General features: G+C 59.1%; 14 protein-coding genes. 2 read left to right on the top strand and 12 right to left on the bottom strand.

The features are described from left to right. Positions 1 to 469 precede the first annotated feature (469 nt). The 8 genes from ACWGQ2_RS15690 to ACWGQ2_RS15655 form a co-directional block, all read right to left on the bottom strand. Positions 470 to 622: a hypothetical protein gene (locus ACWGQ2_RS15690; RefSeq protein ID WP_452018910.1), complete on the bottom strand. Its 153-nt coding sequence runs from the start codon at positions 620 to 622 to the stop codon at positions 470 to 472. A 313-nt stretch (positions 623 to 935) separates the two neighbouring features. After that, positions 936 to 5,327: a glycosyltransferase gene (locus tag ACWGQ2_RS15685; protein WP_452018908.1), complete on the bottom strand. Its 4,392-nt coding sequence runs from the start codon at positions 5,325 to 5,327 to the stop codon at positions 936 to 938. A 119-nt stretch (positions 5,328 to 5,446) separates the two neighbouring features. After that, complete coding sequence (gene wecC, locus ACWGQ2_RS15680; protein ID WP_452018906.1) at positions 5,447 to 6,694, bottom strand: UDP-N-acetyl-D-mannosamine dehydrogenase; 1,248 nt, start codon at positions 6,692 to 6,694, stop codon at positions 5,447 to 5,449. Positions 6,695 to 6,704: 10 nt separating this feature from the next. Then, entirely contained in the window at positions 6,705 to 8,540 is a 1,836-nt protein-coding gene (locus tag ACWGQ2_RS15675; RefSeq protein WP_452018904.1) for a glycosyltransferase family protein, read from the bottom strand. A 53-nt stretch (positions 8,541 to 8,593) separates the two neighbouring features. Beyond that, positions 8,594 to 9,478 carry an ABC transporter ATP-binding protein gene (locus ACWGQ2_RS15670; protein WP_452018902.1) on the bottom strand — a complete coding sequence of 295 codons (885 nt, stop codon included), beginning with the start codon at positions 9,476 to 9,478 and terminating at the stop codon, positions 8,594 to 8,596. Then, positions 9,462 to 10,355 (bottom strand): ABC transporter permease, encoded by an 894-nt coding sequence (locus ACWGQ2_RS15665; protein WP_452018900.1) that lies wholly within the window; start codon positions 10,353 to 10,355, stop codon positions 9,462 to 9,464. The genes ACWGQ2_RS15670 and ACWGQ2_RS15665 overlap by 17 nt, the downstream gene beginning before the upstream one ends. Next, the gene (locus ACWGQ2_RS15660; protein WP_452018898.1) at positions 10,355 to 12,115 is read right to left on the bottom strand and encodes a glycosyltransferase family 4 protein; all 1,761 of its coding nucleotides are present in this window, start codon (positions 12,113 to 12,115) and stop codon (positions 10,355 to 10,357) included. The genes ACWGQ2_RS15665 and ACWGQ2_RS15660 overlap by 1 nt, the downstream gene beginning before the upstream one ends. Then, positions 12,091 to 13,230 carry a glycosyltransferase family 4 protein gene (locus ACWGQ2_RS15655; protein ID WP_452018896.1) on the bottom strand — a complete coding sequence of 380 codons (1,140 nt, stop codon included), beginning with the start codon at positions 13,228 to 13,230 and terminating at the stop codon, positions 12,091 to 12,093. Before ACWGQ2_RS15655 ends, ACWGQ2_RS15660 begins: the two co-directional genes overlap by 25 nt. Positions 13,231 to 13,519: 289 nt before the next feature. On the opposite strand from ACWGQ2_RS15655, the gene ACWGQ2_RS15650 reads away from it, so the two are divergent. Together ACWGQ2_RS15650 and ACWGQ2_RS15645 are read left to right on the top strand one after the other, a co-directional pair. After that, positions 13,520 to 13,702 carry a hypothetical protein gene (locus ACWGQ2_RS15650; RefSeq protein WP_452018894.1) on the top strand — a complete coding sequence of 61 codons (183 nt, stop codon included), beginning with the start codon at positions 13,520 to 13,522 and terminating at the stop codon, positions 13,700 to 13,702. A 557-nt stretch (positions 13,703 to 14,259) separates the two neighbouring features. Continuing rightward, the gene (locus tag ACWGQ2_RS15645; RefSeq protein WP_452018892.1) at positions 14,260 to 14,733 is read left to right on the top strand and encodes a DUF3515 domain-containing protein; all 474 of its coding nucleotides are present in this window, start codon (positions 14,260 to 14,262) and stop codon (positions 14,731 to 14,733) included. A 21-nt stretch (positions 14,734 to 14,754) separates the two neighbouring features. Here the strand turns inward: ACWGQ2_RS15645 and ACWGQ2_RS15640 are convergent, their stop codons facing one another. The 4 genes from ACWGQ2_RS15640 to murA are packed head-to-tail and all read right to left on the bottom strand — an operon-like array spanning position 14,755 to position 19,022. Further along, complete coding sequence (locus ACWGQ2_RS15640; RefSeq protein WP_452018890.1) at positions 14,755 to 15,894, bottom strand: D-alanine--D-alanine ligase family protein; 1,140 nt, start codon at positions 15,892 to 15,894, stop codon at positions 14,755 to 14,757. After that, complete coding sequence (locus ACWGQ2_RS15635; protein WP_452018888.1) at positions 15,891 to 16,931, bottom strand: NAD(P)H-dependent glycerol-3-phosphate dehydrogenase; 1,041 nt, start codon at positions 16,929 to 16,931, stop codon at positions 15,891 to 15,893. Before ACWGQ2_RS15635 ends, ACWGQ2_RS15640 begins: the two co-directional genes overlap by 4 nt. After that, positions 16,928 to 17,686, bottom strand: a complete 759-nt coding sequence (locus ACWGQ2_RS15630; RefSeq protein WP_452018886.1) for a lysophospholipid acyltransferase family protein — start codon at positions 17,684 to 17,686, stop codon at positions 16,928 to 16,930. The genes ACWGQ2_RS15635 and ACWGQ2_RS15630 overlap by 4 nt, the downstream gene beginning before the upstream one ends. Positions 17,687 to 17,696: 10 nt before the next feature. Next, positions 17,697 to 19,022, bottom strand: a complete 1,326-nt coding sequence (gene murA, locus ACWGQ2_RS15625) for a UDP-N-acetylglucosamine 1-carboxyvinyltransferase (RefSeq protein ID WP_452018884.1) — start codon at positions 19,020 to 19,022, stop codon at positions 17,697 to 17,699. Between the last annotated feature and the right edge of the window lie 290 nt (positions 19,023 to 19,312).

The following is a 19,312-nucleotide window of genomic DNA, read 5'->3' as shown; positions in this document are numbered from 1 at the left end:
AGGACCCATTAGGGTCGTGTCTGCGAACACGAGCTGCTTCCCAAGACATCTTCATGTCTCACCGTAGTGCTCGGCTGGCTCCGGCCGGAAGAATGATCTTGGTCTAGGAAGTCACTTCTGGAGGCACGGGGCGAGATGCAGACAAATAGATGGGCGCCTCCCGTTCCATCGCTTACTGGTGAGCGAACCGCTACCGGGGCCGGCCTGGCAGACCACGCATCGACGCTGAAGTCCTACCTACGCCACCCGCGCCGGCGGCGACAGCCAGAGTCGTTGCGGCCCGGATTATAAACACTACCGGCCGGGTGAACCTGGCGAACCGAACCGGGTCGTCGTCGGACGGCGGGACGCTCGATCGGCCCGGTCTGGGCCAGCCGGCGATTTCTCCTCCGGGCCGTAGACACGCTTTCGGACAGGGCCCGGAACCGTTGCTCCACCGTGTTCGGCCGGACGATGCCACCGGAAAGCGTCAGGCATCCACACGTATCCTGTTGCGCAGTGTTTCTAGAACCGATGCACGAACACCCATCACGGCAGAAAATTCACCACGAAACATAAAGGGAGTAGATACCGTTCTGGCGCCAAGCCGCTGGGTGAGGCGTTGCAGGACTTCGGTGATCATGTCGATGTCATTGCCAAGCTTGACCACATGGAACGCGTCTACTGGTGACAGCTGTGCGAGGCAGCCAGATCAGCGGTGCCCCGCGGAACAGCGCCGACCACTCGTTCGCAACGAACTGCATACCCAGCCGCCATTCCTGCGGGAGGGCGAAAATGCCAATCTCAAGGCCTTGGCTATCAAGGCCGTCCACGAAGCCCAGGACCTGGCCGGTGTCGAGTTCGACAATGGCTTGCCGCCCCGAGTACGGTACGTGGATCTGTCCCTTAAGACAGCTTCCACATACTGCCCTGGGACGGCGCCATCTGTTTATGACTCACTCGTATGTCGTCCGGTCATCGCGCGCCATCCATGCATGCTCCCCTACAACATGCGATGTGATCTCAGGCAGTATCCGGGCCGATGAAAAAACAGTTTCCACGAATACTCGCGCTTCGACTGTGACTCTCTCATAGATCTCTTCCGATTCAGTGGATTGTCGTATTCTGGTCACCATTTCGTCCACGGACGCGGAAATCCAAGAGACCGGGTAAATCTGGTCCGCCCCTGGCCAGCCTAGAATGACGGGCAGACTCCCATGGGCGGCCCCATCTGCGATCGTGAGGTGGAAGGACTCGAAGTCACTCACCGATATGACCACGCCCACCCCTTGGTACCAGTCGGACATATCGTTACCGTAGCCATCGAACGTCACTGCGTTGATGAGGTCCGGATCTGTCCGGAGACGCTCATATTGAGCGGCGTAATATTCCATCTCAGCGGGCCGCTGCGACATCCATGAGTATTCCTCCGGCTTCTTGCCCTTAATAGCCAAGGTGTACCGCCGATCGAGCTTCCTGAGAGCGCTCAGAAGATCCAGCGCCACATCCAGGTTCTTCTGTGCAGGAACGATTCCAACCATTCCGAGCCTATGCCGGGCTGAATCGTCTTTCGCCTGTACGTCTCCAGGGATGTCTACCGCGTTTGGCACGACTATCATCTTCGATGAAGGGATGCCGTGATCCCTCGCTGCGATGTTCGCGATGTGCTGCCCAACCACCAGTATTTGATCTATACGATCATGTTTGAGCTGCTTCAGGTAAGGTGTAAACAGTTCCTGTGAGTGCAGTCTGGTAACCAGTCTTTGATGCGGCTCGACATTTGCGGAATACCAGACTGCATTTCCCAGAGTCCACTCACAGAAGATCACATCTGCGACGGCGAGTAACTCGCGGCTTTGTTCCTCATCATGCTGCGCGTGCCCCGCCCACTGGTCGATTAGCACCTTATGTCCCTGGCTTTCCCACGCTGCAATAATACCGCGGGCAAATTTCAGGTCGTGTCCGGCGACCAGAATCGTTAGGGCCTGGCTGTTGATTCCGGGAGCATCCGCAGCTTTTCTGGAGCCATCCTGGTCATCAAGACACGAAACGCTTCGACGCATTCGCACGCAATTCGCCGCATCGCTGTTCGTGGCTGCTCCTATCCTCTCCAGAAGAGGCATCCGCTGGTCTGCTTCCCGAGGTTCTGCCGCACCGACTAGTGCCAAAGTTTGTCCAGGTACGTCCAGAGCCTGATCTGAGTACGTGAGCTTGTCCCATCGACCATATCGCTCGGCAGTTAGCAAGTCCTCATAGGCCGTGCGGTCCGATAGCCCGTCTATGTAAGGACCAATCCATACTATTCCGCTCTCGATAAGCAACTCCGAGGACAACTCAGCCCGTGGAATTGCTGTGATTCCTGACGGCAGGTGGACACCATCGATAGCGGAGTCGTAGACCACTACGCTTGGCAGCACGGTTTGCCGGCTGATGGCAGTTGCCGCTTCCGGGGTGAGTGACCCCACGGTGAGGGCGTACCCGCCTAGGACCGGGGCTTTAACGACCAGACCCGCCGTTCGCAGCGCATAAGTGAGGCGATGCGCGGCTGTATGGCCACGGTGGATAAGCCTGTACGCAAGCCAGGCATCGTGGATCCGGCTCTTTTCGTCAGTCATCCACCGCTTTGCGAGGACGGTAGCTTCCTCTTGGGACTCCACGGTATATACCAGGCCGGCCATAACCTCATCGACGCCTCGTCCTCGGCCGCTGATTATTGTGGAGCCGGATGCTGCAATTTCGACGACTCGGCGCGAAAACATAGTTGGTGACGACGCGACCGAGTTCACATTGATATGAACAGGATGGGCCTTATAGGCCTTCACCATGTCTAGGTAGTTGAGTCCCCCAGACACGTACCTGCTCAGCCCGGCCGGGAATTTATACGGGCTGTTTTCGTTGAGCAGCTGCCGGTCATAAATAGTCAATCCAAATGGTTTCGCTGCATCCAGCAGCTGACCAAGCTCCCGGGACCGTTCCTTGTACCGGTCACCGTAATAAGTTCCAGCGTAAGCCACCGATGGGATGGGCTTCTGTCCCGAAGGCAGCGGGTTATGGATTAATGGCTGTGCGTAGAACGGCAGCGATCCAACGCTTTTAACGTGGGGGCCAGCATCTGTTGCATATCTGGAGATGCAGTCCGCATCGGTTGTAAAGATATGGTCGAAGTGTTTGGCACTGCCCTTAAACCTGTTGTAATGTACTGGATCTTCTTTATTCCAGAATATGGTTGGAATCGACCGTTCGCGGCAGAATTCCAAGAGGCTGCGCATAACACTGAACTTTTCGTCATCGTAAAAACCGACGCGCTGGTGCCACTCATTATTGATACCTTCCCATGCCGACTCCACGAACAGGGCGTCGACGTCCGCTTGCTCAAGCTGTTTCTGCCACGAGTATGGCCGCAGTTCAACGAGGTCTACCTCCGGACGGAGGCCTTCCGTGGTGAATGTGTCGGCGATGATAGCCAGTCGGATATCCCGCAAGACCCGGGATTTCCCATCCATCTGGCTCTGGGAATCCTGTATCTGCTTGTATGCGCTCAGAATCTGTTCAGCGGTCAGATACCAGGTGCGTTCTAGGACGGTCCAGAGTCGTGAGCGCCGTCCAAGTTCTCGCCGGTATTCAGGATTGTCAAGAAGCCTGATAATGCCGTCCGCCAAGGACTGCGGGTTCGAAGGCTCGACCAGGATACCCCTGTCTTCGTTTGCTCCAGCCAGATCAATGAGGGGTGCGACCCTCGTGACCACCATGGCCTTGGCGCACGCCATCGCTTCCAACGGCTTCAACGGGGAAACGAGTTCCGTGACGGGCAGGCTCAGCCTCGGGCAGGGCATAACATCAAAGATACTGATGTACTTTGACACTTCCGACGCAGGCACTCGCCCGGTGAAAATGACTGTCCGAGCCAGTCCCAGCCTGTCGGACTCCGTTTTCAAGTTCGCTAGCTCTGGCCCGTCCCCCACCAATACAACGCGAAGATCACGCCCTGAATCCAGAATTCTGCGGGTTGCCTGGAGCAGATCAGATACCCCCTCGTAGCCAACGAGACTTCCTGCGTAGCCAATGACGGGAACATCAGCTGGGATATCGAGTTTGGTTCTTAGCGGAAGATATGGTGGCATCGGCGTGAACTCATGAGTGTCCACTGCGTTCGGCAAAAGACTGATCTTCGACGAATCGACACCTCGGCGTACTAGCTCATCCCGTACCTGCGGAGTGATCGCAAACACGTGATCCGCCTGGCTTGCGACCAGGGTTTCCATACGTTCCGAGAACTTGTATCGCTCGGACTCTTCCCATCCATTCCGCTCTGAAGCCCCCGTAACTTCCCACAGTCCCCGCACCTCGTAGGCGAACGGGACGCCCAGCCGGCGGGCTGCAATGAGTGCCGGCAAGGCGGTCACATAGTTCGACGCCGAATGTATGACCGCGGGCCGTTGCCGTTGCGCTTCACGGACGTATGCATCTATTGATGCCAGCAGATAGTGGTCGAGGCGGTCATCGGTCCAGCTCAGGCAAGGGTTATAGACGTGTTCGACTCCGCCGATGATCTTCACAAATCGCTTGACAGGGGGTTTCTGGACGTCGACTTTGATGTCCCAGGGATACCCCGGACGCGCAACCGTCACTACATCTTTGTCTTGACTCGTAAGTCCTCGAATGATTCCGGCAGTTCTCGTCGAATACCCGTTGCTGTTGAAATGTCCGGTGCTGTGGGCGCAGTACAACACACGGTTCCTTTCCACCTGGAAGGCGGCATTCGGCTGCCGCGGAGGAATCTGCGGCTCATTCTGCATGAGTGCGTCCAGCCCCAGAAGAACGCGGACCAAGCGCGCGTCTTTCACATCAAGGTCGGTGAGGATAGCCGCGTGAGCTCTCAACAGCGAAGCAGGACGACTTATATCCCCTAGCACAAAGTAGGCATGGTTGGCGTAGCGGAGAACACTCTCCCTGGTGCCGTCCTTTTCGGCCGCTTCGAGATAAGAGTCATTAACCGCCCTCGCATCCATATCCTGGCGGCGCGATGCCCCAGGTATGGGCTTGAAAACATCGGGTTCATGCTTCGGCACGGAAGCAGGACTAGGGGAAGCTTCCGGCTTCGTTGACTCCATTATTGCCTTCTTTACGAGGCGCATAGGCAAGGTAACGGCACGTCCAGCTCTGACGCTCTTGGACAGCCTCAAAGCTTTCAGTGTGTCTTTGAGCTTCTGGTTTTCAGCGCGCAACTTCGCAACGTCGGATTTTAGTCCGGCGAGTTGCTTTTGGCTTTTCGTGAGTTCATTTCTCAGTTCAATAAGTTGCTTCGACTCACGTTTGCTACGAACCACGAGGTGTTCATAGTTAGTCACCAACTGATCAAAGTTGCCCAAGTATTTCTCACGCTTCGCTTGCATCCCTGGTGAGAAGGGGGGCAGTTCATCTTGATGCTTCATATCTCCGTTACCTTGCCCAAGCCGATATGCGCTGTCTAGCGCCAGATACCCCGAGTGTCGATGACCTTTTTATGGCGCAGCAGTTCCGTGTCCACCTGCTTGAACGAGTCATGGTCAACGAGGAGGAGCACCACGTCAGCGGATGTTACCGCGTCTTCGGTAGAGACCAGCTTGACGTTTGCCGCTCCGGACAGGGAACCGGGCAGTTCTTCAACATGAGGCTCTGCAACCAGAACGCGCACTCCTTCCATCTCGGAGAGTTCGCTGACGATGGCAACCGCTGGTGATTCGCGCAGATCGTCAATATTGGCCTTGAACGCCAGTCCCAGGGCCGCAACTGTCGGAGTGGTTTTCCCTTTGGGCAGGTTCTTACGCACTTGATCCAGTACCCATTGGGGCTTTGCGTCATTAGACTCCCGTGCCTGCCGGATAAGCTTGGCTTCCTCAGGTGCGCTGGCCACGATAAACCACGGATCAACGGCGATGCAGTGTCCGCCCACCCCCGGCCCCGGCTGAAGGATGTTCACCCGAGGATGGTGATTCGCCAGTTCAATAAGCTTCCATACATCGATGTCGAGTTTCTCACTGATAACAGAAAGCTCGTTCGCAAAAGCGATGTTTACGTCCCGGTAAGAATTCTCCACCAGCTTAGCCATCTCGGCAGTTACGGAATCGGTAAGGTGTATCTCACCCTGGCAGAAGGAAAGGTACAGATCCCGTGCCATTTCCGCAGCAGTACTTGTTAGGCCACCAATGATTCGGTCATTGGTCACCAATTCGATCATTACCCGCCCCGGGAGCACACGCTCAGGGCAGTGCGCCACGTGAATCGTCGGAAGATCCGAACCCGGGTCCAGAGACAGGTCTGGACGCAGTGAGACGAGGTAATTCGCGAGGTGCTTGGTCGCTCCCGGAGGAGACGTCGATTCCAGAATAATCAGCTCATCTCCCGTGAGCTGCGGCGCGATGTTGCGAGCGGCAGCTTCAATGTAGGAGAGATCCGCGTTCCTGTCCGATGTGAAGGGGGTGGGAACGGCAACGATGTACGCGTCAGCTGGTGGAGTATCAAGCGTCGCTTTGAGCATACCCTTGCTCACCGCCCCGGCCACCTGCGTAGCGAGATCCGGCTCCACGAAGGGAACCTCCCCGCGGTTGATAGCTTCCACGGACGATGCCTTCACGTCCACGCCGACCACGTTGACGCCGTTGGCTGCAAGGACAGCGGCGGTCGGGAGACCGATGTAGCCGAGGCCAATAACGGCCACAGTTTGGATATTGCGCATTAATAATCCCCTAAATAACTATGTGTTTGCTCGGCGGGCCGAAAAACACAACTCTTCCCGACGCCATGATTTTTGCGTCAGAAATTTTCCAAGTGTGGTCCGCGCTTCCGCGGTACTGGAAGTAATTGAAGCGGTCCGCCGAGTAGATGCGTCCACCTTCGCGAACGACATCGCGGAGGAAGGTGGTGTCTTCCCCGAGGGACAGATCTTGAAAATTTACATTTTCAAACGTATCTCGGCCACCAGTAATGGTTGGCCCCATTACCGATGTCGTATACCGGTGTTCTCGGTCTGCGTACCTCAGGACCGCGGTGTTCGCCTGATCTAAAAACACATAGTGTGCCTGCTTGCCGACGATATCTGCTTTGGAATAGGTGAGCGCGTGGAGCGCGTCCACCAAATAACGAGGAGAGTAGAAATCGTCGTCGTCCATTTTGGACAGCACCTGACCCGATGACGCGGTCACACAATCGTTTAGGCACCTACCCAAAGAAACTGAACGAGGACGTTCGAGGACGGATACGTTGTCGACGCCAAATTCAGCCTGAAGGCTTCTCAGCTGGTCTGCGGGCAGATGGAATCCGTGTGTCGCCAGGATCAGTTCAGTCTCGACACCTTCCTGACTGCCAATCGTGCCGAAGACAGAACGAAGCTGATGCGGGCGTATGGTCGAAACGAGAAGAGATACCGGCGGCAAAGTCACTGGAACGGTCCGCTCAGGCAGAACGGACGAAACAATCTGTTCCGTCCTGTGCGTGTATGTGTGCTCTGACCAGATCCGTCGCTGAGCACGGTGAAGCTGGCGGTCCGATATCTCGGGATTCTTTATGATCGCTTCGATTGTGAGTTCAGCATCCTCTACCGTCTGAACTAGGAACTGTTCCTCCGGCTCCCACATTCGGGTAAGCGCTTCACTAGGGGTGCTGACTATAGAGGTTCCAGCAGCCGAAATCTCGAAAATACGCCTTGCACACATCGTGGGAGACTCGACGACAGAGTTGACGTTGAGGAAGACCTTGAACGCCTTATAGGCCGTAAGCATCTCGGCATATGACAGCGTACCCCTGACAAATCTCGTCAACTCCGCAGGAAACCTATAGTTGGGGTCCTTCTCGGCGTGGCGGGTAAAAATGTCGAGTTCATGCCCGCTGTTATCTGCGACTCGACGAGCCGCTGAGAGCAGCATGTCGAGTTGTTCCCGGCGCTGTGGAAACTTATGTGCGAAGTACATGCCTGCGAACGCGACGCCGCGATCATGCCATCCGGTCCTCGGCCGTGCAGGGTTGTGCAACGCGGGCTGCGCGGCGAACTGCAGGACACCAACGTTACGGTGGCCCAGGTCTGCGAGATAGGCCGGCAGCCGATCCGAGTCACTTGTAAAGACGAAGTCAAAGAGCCGTGCAGTCTCAAGAAAGTCATGGTAGTGCGGTGGGTCTTCTTTGTTCCAGAAGACGGTAGGTATGCCCATGTCACGGCATGTGTTAACCAGATCTACCAGTTCCTGTTTGGGGCCGGATGCTCCCGTTAGCGCATATTTCCACTCGCCACCGTTGCCGTTCCACGCTGATTCTACAAAAAGCAGGTCGGGGCTGGTCTCCGCTAGAGCAGTCCGCCAGTCCTTTCGTGCTAGGGAGACCTGGTTCCATTCGTACTGAAAGGCGAGACTAGAAAACTCATCCAGGATGACGGCAGCCGTAAGGTCCGGACGCCTGACCTGTCCAACCTTCACTTTATAGGGTTCGAAAGTTAGCCGTTTGCGATGCGTCCAGTAACTTGATGTTCTAAGCACACGGGCTGATCCTCCAGGCTCAACCCATTGTTCCCGATGTCGGCGCAGTTGCTGCACACCACCGTTCCTGAAGTGCCACAGCAGTTTCCGAGCTCTTTGAATATCTGGCCTCATGCGGCACCGAGTTTCCGCCGGCCAGCAACTTTAGGCTGGACATCGATGACCTTGAGGTCCCGCAGCATACGTCGTCGAATCTGCGCAGCTGAGCCCCTGTCCTTGGCTGACAAAAGAGAGGTGTACTTTCGGTACCAGCTAATTCCTTGCTGCGGCTCACCATCGTACAAGAGATCCCCTTTGTCAAGCCAAATCAGTCGGTTACACAGATCGTTAACGGTGGCCAGGCTGTGGCTGACTAGGAAAACGCATCCGGCTTGGGCGCGCACCTCATCCATTCGTTTTTTCGTTCTATCCTTAAATTCGTCGTCACCGGTGTTGAGCGCCTCATCGATAATTAGGATCTCCGGATCGATGGCCGCAGCAATAGCGAATCTTAGGCGAGACGCCATACCGGATGAATAGGAACGCATTGGCAAATGTATAGATTCCTGCAGCCCGGAGAGTTCGAGGATGGACTCATACCTGTCCGCGACTTCTTCCCTGGTCATGCCCATGGCCAGGCATCCCAGCATGATGTTGTGGGCTCCCGAGAGATCAGGTACCAGAGCAGCAGACACACCCAGCATGATCGGGACCGAGGAAGCATATACGCTCCCCTGAGTCGGTTTGATCTTCCCTGAGATGAGCTTCATCAGGGTGCTCTTACCTGATCCGTTGAGACCGATGACCCCAATGACCTCCCCCTGCATAGCCACTAAGGACAGCTCCTTGAGCGCTTCGACCCGAGTTACACGTGCCCTGCCTGTCAATCTGGCGAGTGCTCCCGATAGACCAGGTTGTCTGTTCGAATTCGCTGAAACTTCGTAGGTCATGCCTACTTTATCGACGACCACCGCGGGAGTATCAGACAAAACATCCATTTCAGTCATCCCGGCCATAGGATTCTTCTCCTCTCCAGAAGAAAAACATGCCAATACACAACACCCCAAGGGACCATGCCAGAAGCGCTGCCCAATCCTGCCAAGAGGGCGTGGTCGCATACAGCAGGCAGTCTCTTGCCATGGAAATAATGATGTACATCGGATTTGCTTCCACGATGGACTTGATGACGGGCCACTGCTCATAACGATCAATCGAAAACATCACGCAGGAGGCAAACATCCAGAAGCGCATCCCGAAGGAAATGACGTGTACCAAGTCATTGAGTCGGGCCACCATCGGCGCCAGGAATAAGCCGAGACCGAGATTAAAGACGCATTGAAGAAGAATAATAACCGGAATCACGGCCCACATCCACGTGATGGACTCGACCGGCGGTATCACGATGATCAGCAAGAGCATCATTAGCACTACCGGAACATTGGCAATCAACTCCCGGATATTCACAGCCAAAGCCAGCGTCGCCCGTGGGAAGTTAAATGCCTGTATAACATTTTGGTTAGTCGTGATGATACGAGCCGTCGCAACTATCGAACGGGTGCTGAATTGGAACAAGAATACACCAATAATCAAGTATCCCAGGAAATTCTCGATCCCCCTGCTCGAATTCAGCAGAAGGCCAAAAATGAGGAAATATCCCAGTCCATTGAGAACCGGGTCCAGGAGCAACCAGGCGCTGCCCAAACGGTCCCGTCTGTTGGCCGTTTGCACACGAGCCCTCGCGTCATAAAAAACGAAATGACGGAACGTCCACAGCGATACCAAGTAGTCCGCCAGCTTGGGCCTGGCACCAACTCTCGAGAGATCTTTCAGGTCCAGAGCCACTGTTTTCTTATTCGACCGGCTCACCGAACCTGACGGCTTGGTTTCTGCCACTAACTTACCTTCAATCGTTTATACATTTCCGTCGTTCGGAGTGCTGTTGCTGTCCAGGTCCGCTCGTCAAGAACGCGTTTGCGCCCCGTTGTACCCATGCGCTGCCGCCGTTGCGCGTCTCTCGTAAGCGAAGCTACTTCCTTTGCCAGCCCATCGCGGTCGCCGGCCCGGAACGCAATTCCTTCCGCTCCGTCCGTAACCGACTCATGCAGCGCCGGCAAGTCGCTAAAGACTACCGGGCGTCCGGAAGCTAATGCCTCCACCGGTTTGAGCGGCGTCACGGAACGAGTCACCTCGCTGTCAATTCGCGGCAGCACAAAAACGTCCAGTGCCTGGTGATACAGGTGGGCCATACTGCGGTTGACCCTGCCTGTGAAGATGATCCGGTCACTGAAGGCTGACTCTTTTGCCTGTTGCCGCAGAGCGTTCTCCGCCGCACCTGATCCTACGATGAGGCAGATAAGAGAGCGGTCTTCTTCTGCCAGCCGGTCGAATACTGCCAGCAGATCATTCAGGCCTTCGTAGCCAACCAGGCTGCTGACGGTTCCTATGTAGGTTCCTTCGACGGGCAGCCCGAGTTGCCGGCGTGCCTCAGACGCGGGCTGAGGATCCTCCAAAAATGCTTCCCCCACCGCATTTGGCAGGAGCAGTGTCTCCAGTGATCTTCCAACCTGCTTTGTAATCGCTGTGTCCATTGATCGGCTGAGGGTAGCGCACTGATCCGCCCGGAGCATGGCGTCCACTTCGCGGGCCACGAACGTCTGGTACCGCTCGCTTTGGCGGGCTTCTTCGCTGCGTGACGAGAGCCAGGTATCGGCGAGCTGGCCGCGGATCTCGTAAACCCAGGGGATGCCGAGGGCTTCCGCTACGGCGGCTGTCACCAACGCGTTCACAAAGTGAGTGGTGGTATGCAGCACCGTTGGGCGGAGCACCAATGCAAGCTGCAGCGTTTCCTCAGCCTGCAGCTGGAGGCGGGCGGCCATCCCCTGGGGCAGTTTGGCAGGCAGGAGCCGGTGATAGACCACTCCGTCAAGCCAATCAGTGCTCCTGGCCGCCACAACCCCAAGCTGTACGGGGTAGCCGGGGCGAGTCACAGCATGGACGTTCCACCCCAGCTGCCTCTGCGCTTTCAGGATTGAATGCGTCCGCTGCGCGTAGCCGCTCCCTGTGTGCGGCAAGGAGTTTGTGAGCACATGAAGAACGGTGTTGTCGTCTGGACGGTATGTTCCGACCGGGCTGAGCGTGGGCCGCCACCCATGAAAGACTTCACGTTCGCTCCTCAGCCTTTCATGCATATTACGGGCTCTCCTGCCGGGGACACCTTCAAGCACCTTTATGGCGCCCGTCATATCGCCTTCGTGCCAGCGCAGGCGTGCGTTGGTGGGGGCGGCTGCCCTCGTGGCCGGACCCACGCCGTCCATAATCTCGCGCCCAAGGTCCGGATACCCTCCTGCTATGGCGATGTTGGCCAGACGGATCCTGTCTCCCGCGCTCTGTGTCTCTTGAGCCTCCGTGAGTTGATGGAACAGGGCGGCCTGATCGCCTGCAAGGAGAGACATCAGCGGTTTAAGAAAACTGCGGGCGGGGAGGATCCGGGACACGTAAGTGAGCTTGGAAACCAGCCGGCCGGGGAGCTTGCGCGAGATCTGGACAACAAGAAGGACAGGATCATCAACGAGGTGCCTGGCAGCTGCTGAGGCAGTCAGGCAGAAGTTCCGGATCAGTTGAATAAACATCACTGGTTCGGCCTTTTTTTGCAAACCTGTGTAATGAGCCGGGCATACTCAGCGGAAAGCGCCTCGATGTTTACATTGGTTTCTACCCAATCCCGTCCGGACGTACCGGTGAGGAGGAGGCTGCGGTCCATTTGCAGTGTTTTCCAAAGGTCGGCGATGCTCGCCGCATTCGACGGGACCACCGTCCCCGCGCCCGACGCTTCGATGATCTCCCGGGCTTCTCCCAGCACTATTCCTGTTACATGGCGTCCGACGGCGAGGACCTCATAGGTTTTGGAGGGCACCGTAGTTTCGAACGACTTCCAGTCATCCCGAAGAGAGACAACGCAGGTATCTGCCCTCCGGTAGTGTTCCATCACTTCCCGGCCGTATGCGGGTCCGTGAAAGCTCACCGGTGCTCCGAGGTGCTTGGCAAGTTCCATAAGCGCTCGACGCTGCACTCCGTGGCCGACCATGGATAACTGGACATAATCCTGTGCAATGGCGGCCGCCTTCACAATGGTCTCAAGGCGCTGGCTCTCTCCGTGATTACCCAGATACAGGACGTTCAGGCGGTCCGACTGGGCCGGAGGAGGAGGCAGCAGCTCGCGCACGGCAGTGTCTACACCATTGCTAATCGCCGCCACATGATCCATTCCGCGTTCGCGGAGAGTTCGGGCAAATCCCTCGGTCACCGTGACGACGAGGTCAGCCTGCTGCTGGATCGCAACTATGACACGTTCGACAATACTTCGGGCGCCGCCCTGCACCAGGCGTGCGTCGCGGGCGATGTCCGGCCACGCATCCCTCATATCCACGATAAGGGGCAGGCGCCTGGCCTTTGCGACGACGTATCCGGCGCCAAGAATCGGGAGGCTGGGGACAGTCACTATCAGTGCATCCGGCCGCCTGACGCAGAGGCCTGCCAAAACACTTGCCGAGGCCGAAAAGCAATGATCGATCAGGCGTCCAAGCCGGGTAGTCCGGTGCCAGAGGAACGGAACCCGGATGATCCGCTCACCGTATTTCCCCCTGTCCGTTCGAAACGCACGCCCGGCCGTCTTCCTGGCCAGCACCCGCCTGCCGTAAGGCGCGTGCGCGATGGGCGCTATCACGTCGACGTCCCAGTCAGTCTTCCGAAAATGCCGAATGAACTGCATCCATCGTCTCTGCGGGGGGCTGTGCTCCGGAGAATACGAATGCGTCAGTAAGAGTACGCGCAAATACTTGCCCCCCAAAAAAACAAACGCATACCTGCGCCAAAGTCGAAATTACTTGCTCAGTCTACTCTTGGATTGCTAAGACGTGGTTGTGATGTCAACCGGCGGCTTGCGCAGCTTGCGGTAGTAGAGCGCTCCAAGACCTATCAGGAGCAAGACGACGCTGCCGCGCACTGCCCAATCCGAGCTGGACGAGCTGTCCCCACCCGCAGTTTTTTGAACCGCAATCATGGATTCGCTTGCGGAGGGCTTTGGGGACGCGGAGGGCGAAGCGCTGCTCGAAGATTCCTTCGAAGGAGTCGCCGAGGGCGACGCCGACGGCTCCGGGGTGGCCGCGGGCGAATCTGGTGTTGCATCCGCTGTCAAAGAGGTCACCAGTCCAGTAGCCGGGTCGATCCGCAAATCTGTATAGAGAGCCGTGCGTCCGTCGATGAGATTGCCAGTGCCGGGCTCAATCAAGTAGCCCGTCTCTGGGTGCACAGGATAGCCGGCAAAGGGATTCTGCTGGACAGGGCCCTGCGGAGGCGCCGGAGCTGGAGCGGGATCCTCCGGGGCAATCACGGGCGGTTCAGGCTCCGTGGGCGGAGGACTGTCTCCGCCAGGCGGCGGCGCGGGCGGATCTGTAGGTGTATCGTCAGTCGGCGGCGGAGACGGCGGTGTCGGGTCAACCGGTTCCCCAATAACGGGGACATCCGGAGGATCCGTCTCGGTGGCGTGCGCAGGTACGGCGCTCAGCCCGGCCAGCAATGCTGCCGCGGCCGCGGCACCTGCCAGGCGGCGGCGGACCCTAGAGCTAGTCATCCTCGTTGTCTCCCCATTTCACGCCGGCGGCGTACTTTGGCTACCTTACCGGCTCCCTACTCCCCCATAAAAAAGACCGGGCACCGTCCAAGCGATCATAGCGGCTCCCCGCACACAGCTGGGTCCCGGGATTCGAGGGTACCCGGGACCGCCGGATACCCTTGAACCATGAAATTCCTTCCGGCAGCCGTTTCCGCCGGCGCCCTGATCCTCGCCGCCGCCCTCAGCGGTTGCACACCCGCGGCCGACGTCGAGTCCGCGCCCGACGCCGCCAATCCGGACTGCGCCACAGTAATGGTGGCCCTGCCGGAAAACCTGGCAGGTGCAGACCAGCGCGAGACCACGAGCCAGGCCACCTCGGCGTGGGGCAGCCCTGCCCAGGTAATCGTCCGGTGCGGTGTTCCCGTTCCGGGTCCCACCACCGATGCCTGCGCAACGGTGAACGGGGTGGACTGGGTGCTGCGCGAAGAAGGCAGCATGTGGACGGCCACCACCTACGGCCGGGACCCCGCCGTCGAGGTGATTTTTGACACCGAGCAGGTTGCGTCCTCCACCGTGCTGGTGGAACTGGAGAACGCGGTAGCCCGCATCGAACAGACACGCGAGTGCCTCGCGACCAGCGACGTCGAACTGCCCGGATAGCCCGGCTCGTGCCGGGTGCTCTCAGCGCAGGCCGGTGGGCCGCTCGAGCGCCAAGGCAATAAGCTCGTCGATCAGCTCGGTGTAGGGCAGCCCGGACTTTGCCCACATCTGCGGGTACATGCTGATCGGGGTGAACCCGGGCATGGTGTTGATCTCATTGATCACCAGGTCCCCGTCCGGGGTGTAGAAGAAGTCCACGCGGGACAGTCCTTCGGCACCCACTGCTTCGAAGGCAACAGCTGCCAGCTCGCGTACGCGAGTAGTGACGGCGTCGGGCAGGTCCGCCGGGCAGCTCAGTTCGGCAGCGGCGCCATCGACGTATTTGGCTTCAAAGTCATACCACTCATGGCCGTTGTGAGTGACGGCAATTTCCCCCGGCTGGCTGGTGCGCGGGTCATCGTGCCCGCGGCCCTGCAGCACGGCCACCTCGATTTCGCGGCCGGTGATGCCGGCTTCGATGACCACCTTCGGATCGTGCTGCCGCGCTGTCTCCACGGCGGCGCGCAGCTCCGATGGCTCCGAAACCCGGGTGATGCCCATGGATGAGCCGGCACGCGCAGGCTTGACGAACAGCGGGAACGCGAGCCGGGAGGCACGCTCCAGGCACCCTTCGGCGTCGCGGTTCCACTGGCGGTCCGTGATGACCTCGTAAGGTCCCACCGAAAGGCCTGCGGACTCGAACACCACCTTCATGTAGTGCTTGTCCATCCCGACGGCGGACGCCAGCACACCCGCGCCCACGTACCGTACATCGGCCATCTCCAGCAGACCCTGCAGCGTGCCGTCCTCCCCGAACGGACCGTGGAGGAGGGGAAGAACGACGTCGATCCGGCCCAGGGAGCGCGGCATAGTGTTGGGGGCGTGGGACACCAACTCCTGCGAAGAACCCTCGCTGGAGATAACTACCGATTCAGGCCCAGCGGTGATTTCAGGCAGTGTCTCCGCACGCAGGGACCATTGTTCGGGATCCACCGAGACCAGCGACCACTGGCCGTTGCGTGCAATGCCGATGGGCACGACGTCGTACTTGTTGTGGTCGATGGCCTCCAGCACACCGGCAGCTGTCACGCAGCTGACGGAGTGTTCGCTGGACCTTCCGCCGAAAAGCACGGCGACGCGCGGCTTGGAGCCGCCGTCGGGAGTAACGGGCTGGACGCTCATGATGCGTGTACACCTTCGGGTTTGAGTTCGCGGGCCAGCAGTCGCGGCCCCAGTTCGTCTACGGAGATGACGCCCTGCAGCACTGCAACAACGTTCTCAGTGATAGGCATGTAGACCCCCAGCTGGGTGGCCCGGTCCAGCACAGCCTGCGCCGACTTGATTCCCTCGGCGGTCTGCGCCATTGTCTCGGTCACCTCGTCCAGGGTCAGCCCCTGCGCCAGCAGCCGGCCGGCGGTGTGGTTGCGCGAGAGCGACGAGGAACACGTGGCGATCAGATCGCCCATGCCGGAGAGGCCGAAGAGGGTTTCGGTTTTACCGCCCAAGGCAACGGCCAGACGCGTGGTTTCAGCTAGCCCGCGGGTCATTACGGAGGCTTTGGTGTTGTCACCCATCTGCTTGCCTTCACAGATGCCGACGGCGAGGGCGATGACGTTCTTGACGATCCCGCCGATCTCCGTGCCGATCACATCCGTATTCGTATACGGCCGGAAGTACGGCGCGGTGCAGGCTTCAGCGATCCATCCGGCTACGGCGAGGTCCGAGCAGGCAACTACGGATGCCGTCGGTTCCTCCCGGGCGATTTCCATGGCCAGGTTCGGGCCGGACAGTACAGCAATGCGTTCCTGGGGCCAGTCCAGTTCCTCGGCGATGACCTGGCTCATCCTGGCATCCGTGCCCACTTCCAGTCCCTTCATCAGGGAGAGGATGACGGCATCCTTCGGAAACAGGTCCTTGAATTCGCGCAGCCGTTCGCGAAGCGTCTGGGCCGGCACTGCGAGGACCACAAGCTGGGCACCGGCGAGGACTTCGGCAGGATCCGCTGAGGCACGCAGATTGGCGGGCAGCTGTATGTCCTTCAGGTACCTGGTGTTGCGGCGGGACTGGTTGATTTCCTCTGCCGCCTCCGGCCGTCGGGCCCAGACCCGGACGTCTGTCCCCCGGGCGGCGCCGGAGTCCGCGGCAATCTTAGCGAAGGTCGTTCCCCAGCTGCCGGCACCAAGGACGGCGACGGCGGATGGGTGGGCTGGACGGTTCACTGCTTATCCTCCGTCTTCGGGTCGAACGCCCGTCCGACTGCTTTTTGGCCTTTGCGGGCCGGGTCCCAGCGCTCGGCCGGCGCCGGTTTCCCGCGAAGGGAAGCAACCAGCGACGTCAGTTCAGCCATGATTCGTTCCGTAGCTTCTTCCAGTACAGCCTTGGTCAGCGGGATTCCGCGCAGGTCTGACAAGTCCACCGGTTTGCCGACCAGCACGCGCACCCGCTTGCGGGGAAAGAGGTGGAGCATCTTCCCGTACCGCGGCAGCAGGTCCTGGGCCCCCCAGTGAGCCACCGGAATGACCGGTGCTCCCGTCTGGAGGGCGAGCCTCGCCGCGCCGGTGCGCCCCTTCATTGGCCACAGGTCGGGATCGCGGGTGAGCGTTCCCTCCGGGTACACGATCAGGGCGCCGCCGGCGTCGACCACCCGCTGCGCTCCATCCAGGGAGGCTGCCGCGCCGGCGCCGCCGCGCTGGACGGGCACCTGCTTAGTGGCCTTCAGCGCAGCACCCAGCACGGGCACCTTAAAGAGTGAGGCCTTGGCCAGATAACGGGGCAGGAAGCCCTGCTTGTAGAAGAAGTGCCCCACCACCAGCGGATCGATTTCAGTCACATGGTTGGGGCAGGCGATGAAACCGCCGCCTTTGGGCAGGTTCTCAATCCCTTCCCAGCGCCGCCCGATCATGAGGTTCATGGCCGGCCGGACGATGGTTGCCAGGATAGTGAACGTTACCCGTGACTTTTTCGATTCGCTCATGGGCCGAAGCTTACTTCCCGTCCGTGACGTCGAAGTCCGCGCCCAGGCCTTCAAGCTTGTCCAGGAAGTGCTCGTAGCCCCGGTTGATCAGTTCGACGCCGGTAACCCGGGACGTGCCCTCAGCTGCCAGGGCGGCGATCAGGTGGCTGAATCCTCCGCGCAGGTCGGGGATGTCAATTTCCGCGCCCTTGAGCTGGACGGGTCCGGAGATCACTGCGGAGTGCAGGAAGTTCCGCTGCCCGAAGCGGCACGGAATGCTGCCCAGGCATTCGCGGTGCACCTGAATGTTCGCGCCCATGCGGATGAGGGCGTCAGTGAAGCCGAACCGGTTCTCATAAACCGTTTCGTGCACAATCGATACACCGTGGGCCTGGCTCAGCGCCACTACGACAGGCTGCTGCCAGTCAGTCATAAACCCTGGGTGGACGTCCGTTTCGAGAACCAGCGGGTTGAGTTTTCCACCGGGGTGGTAGAAACGGATCCCGTCATCGTCGACGTCGAACGCGCCGCCGATCTTCCGGTAAATGTTCAGGAACGCGGTGAGGTCCTGCTGGTTGGCACCCTCAACGTAAATGTCGCCCTTGGTGACCAGCGCAGCGGAAGCCCAGGAAGCGGCCTCGTTGCGGTCCGGCAGGGCCCGGTGGTTGTAGCCGGTGAGCTCCGGTACACCCTCAATGCGGATTACGCGGTCCGTCTGGACGGTGATGATCGCACCCATCTTCTGGAGTACGGCAATGAGGTCAAGGATTTCGGGCTCGACGGCGGCGCCGCTAAGTTCCGTAATGCCTTCGGCACGGACGGCGGTAAGCAGCACCTGCTCGGTAGCTCCAACAGATGGGTAGGGCAGCTCGAGCTTGGCGCCCTTGAGTCCCTTCGGTGCGGAAATCGAGATGCCGCCCGGGCGCTTCTCCACCAGGGCACCGAAGTTGCGGAGCATCTGCAGGTGGTAGTCGATCGGCCGGTCACCGATTTTGCAGCCACCCAGGTCCGGGATGAACGCTTCGCCGATGCTGTGCATCAGCGGTCCGCACAGCAGGATCGGGATCCGCGAGTCTCCGGCATGCGCATCAATGTCCCGGGACGCAGCCGTCTTGGCGTTCTGCGGGTCCATCAGCAGATCACCGGTTACGGGATCCTTGGTGACCTCAACGCCGTGGAGTTTCAGCAGGGACGTAACGACGTCCACGTCCTTGATTTCAGGGACGTTGCGCAGCAGAGACGGAGAATTGCCCAGCAGTGCTGCCACCATGGCTTTGGGAACGAGGTTCTTCGCCCCGCGGACCGGTACTTTGCCTGTTAGGGGTACACCACCACGGATGGTTAGAACGCTACCCATGAACACCTTTTTCTTTCGTTTCTATTGCCCCCGAGGCCATAAGAGACTGCATCCCAAGCATAGGAGCAAGCCTGCCTTTCCCGAAATAACGCGGCCGCTGCGGGCACCCTTGAGAGGGGCTTCACAGCGACAGGAATGAGGGGAAAAGCTGATGGGCCTCCCACAGGGGAGGCCCATCAATACTACTGCTCAACAGTCCCAGTCAGGAAACCTTCGTATGCCCTGCCAACCAGGTGGCCGCCGTCGGAGACGCGTCACCCTTCGCACTGTCTGAGCAACCGCGTAGCGCA

It is taken from the genome of Arthrobacter sp. NPDC055585, assembly GCF_053619115.1.
Note: the sequence above shows the minus strand (reverse complement) of the source record. Positions and strands in the feature narration are given on the sequence as shown.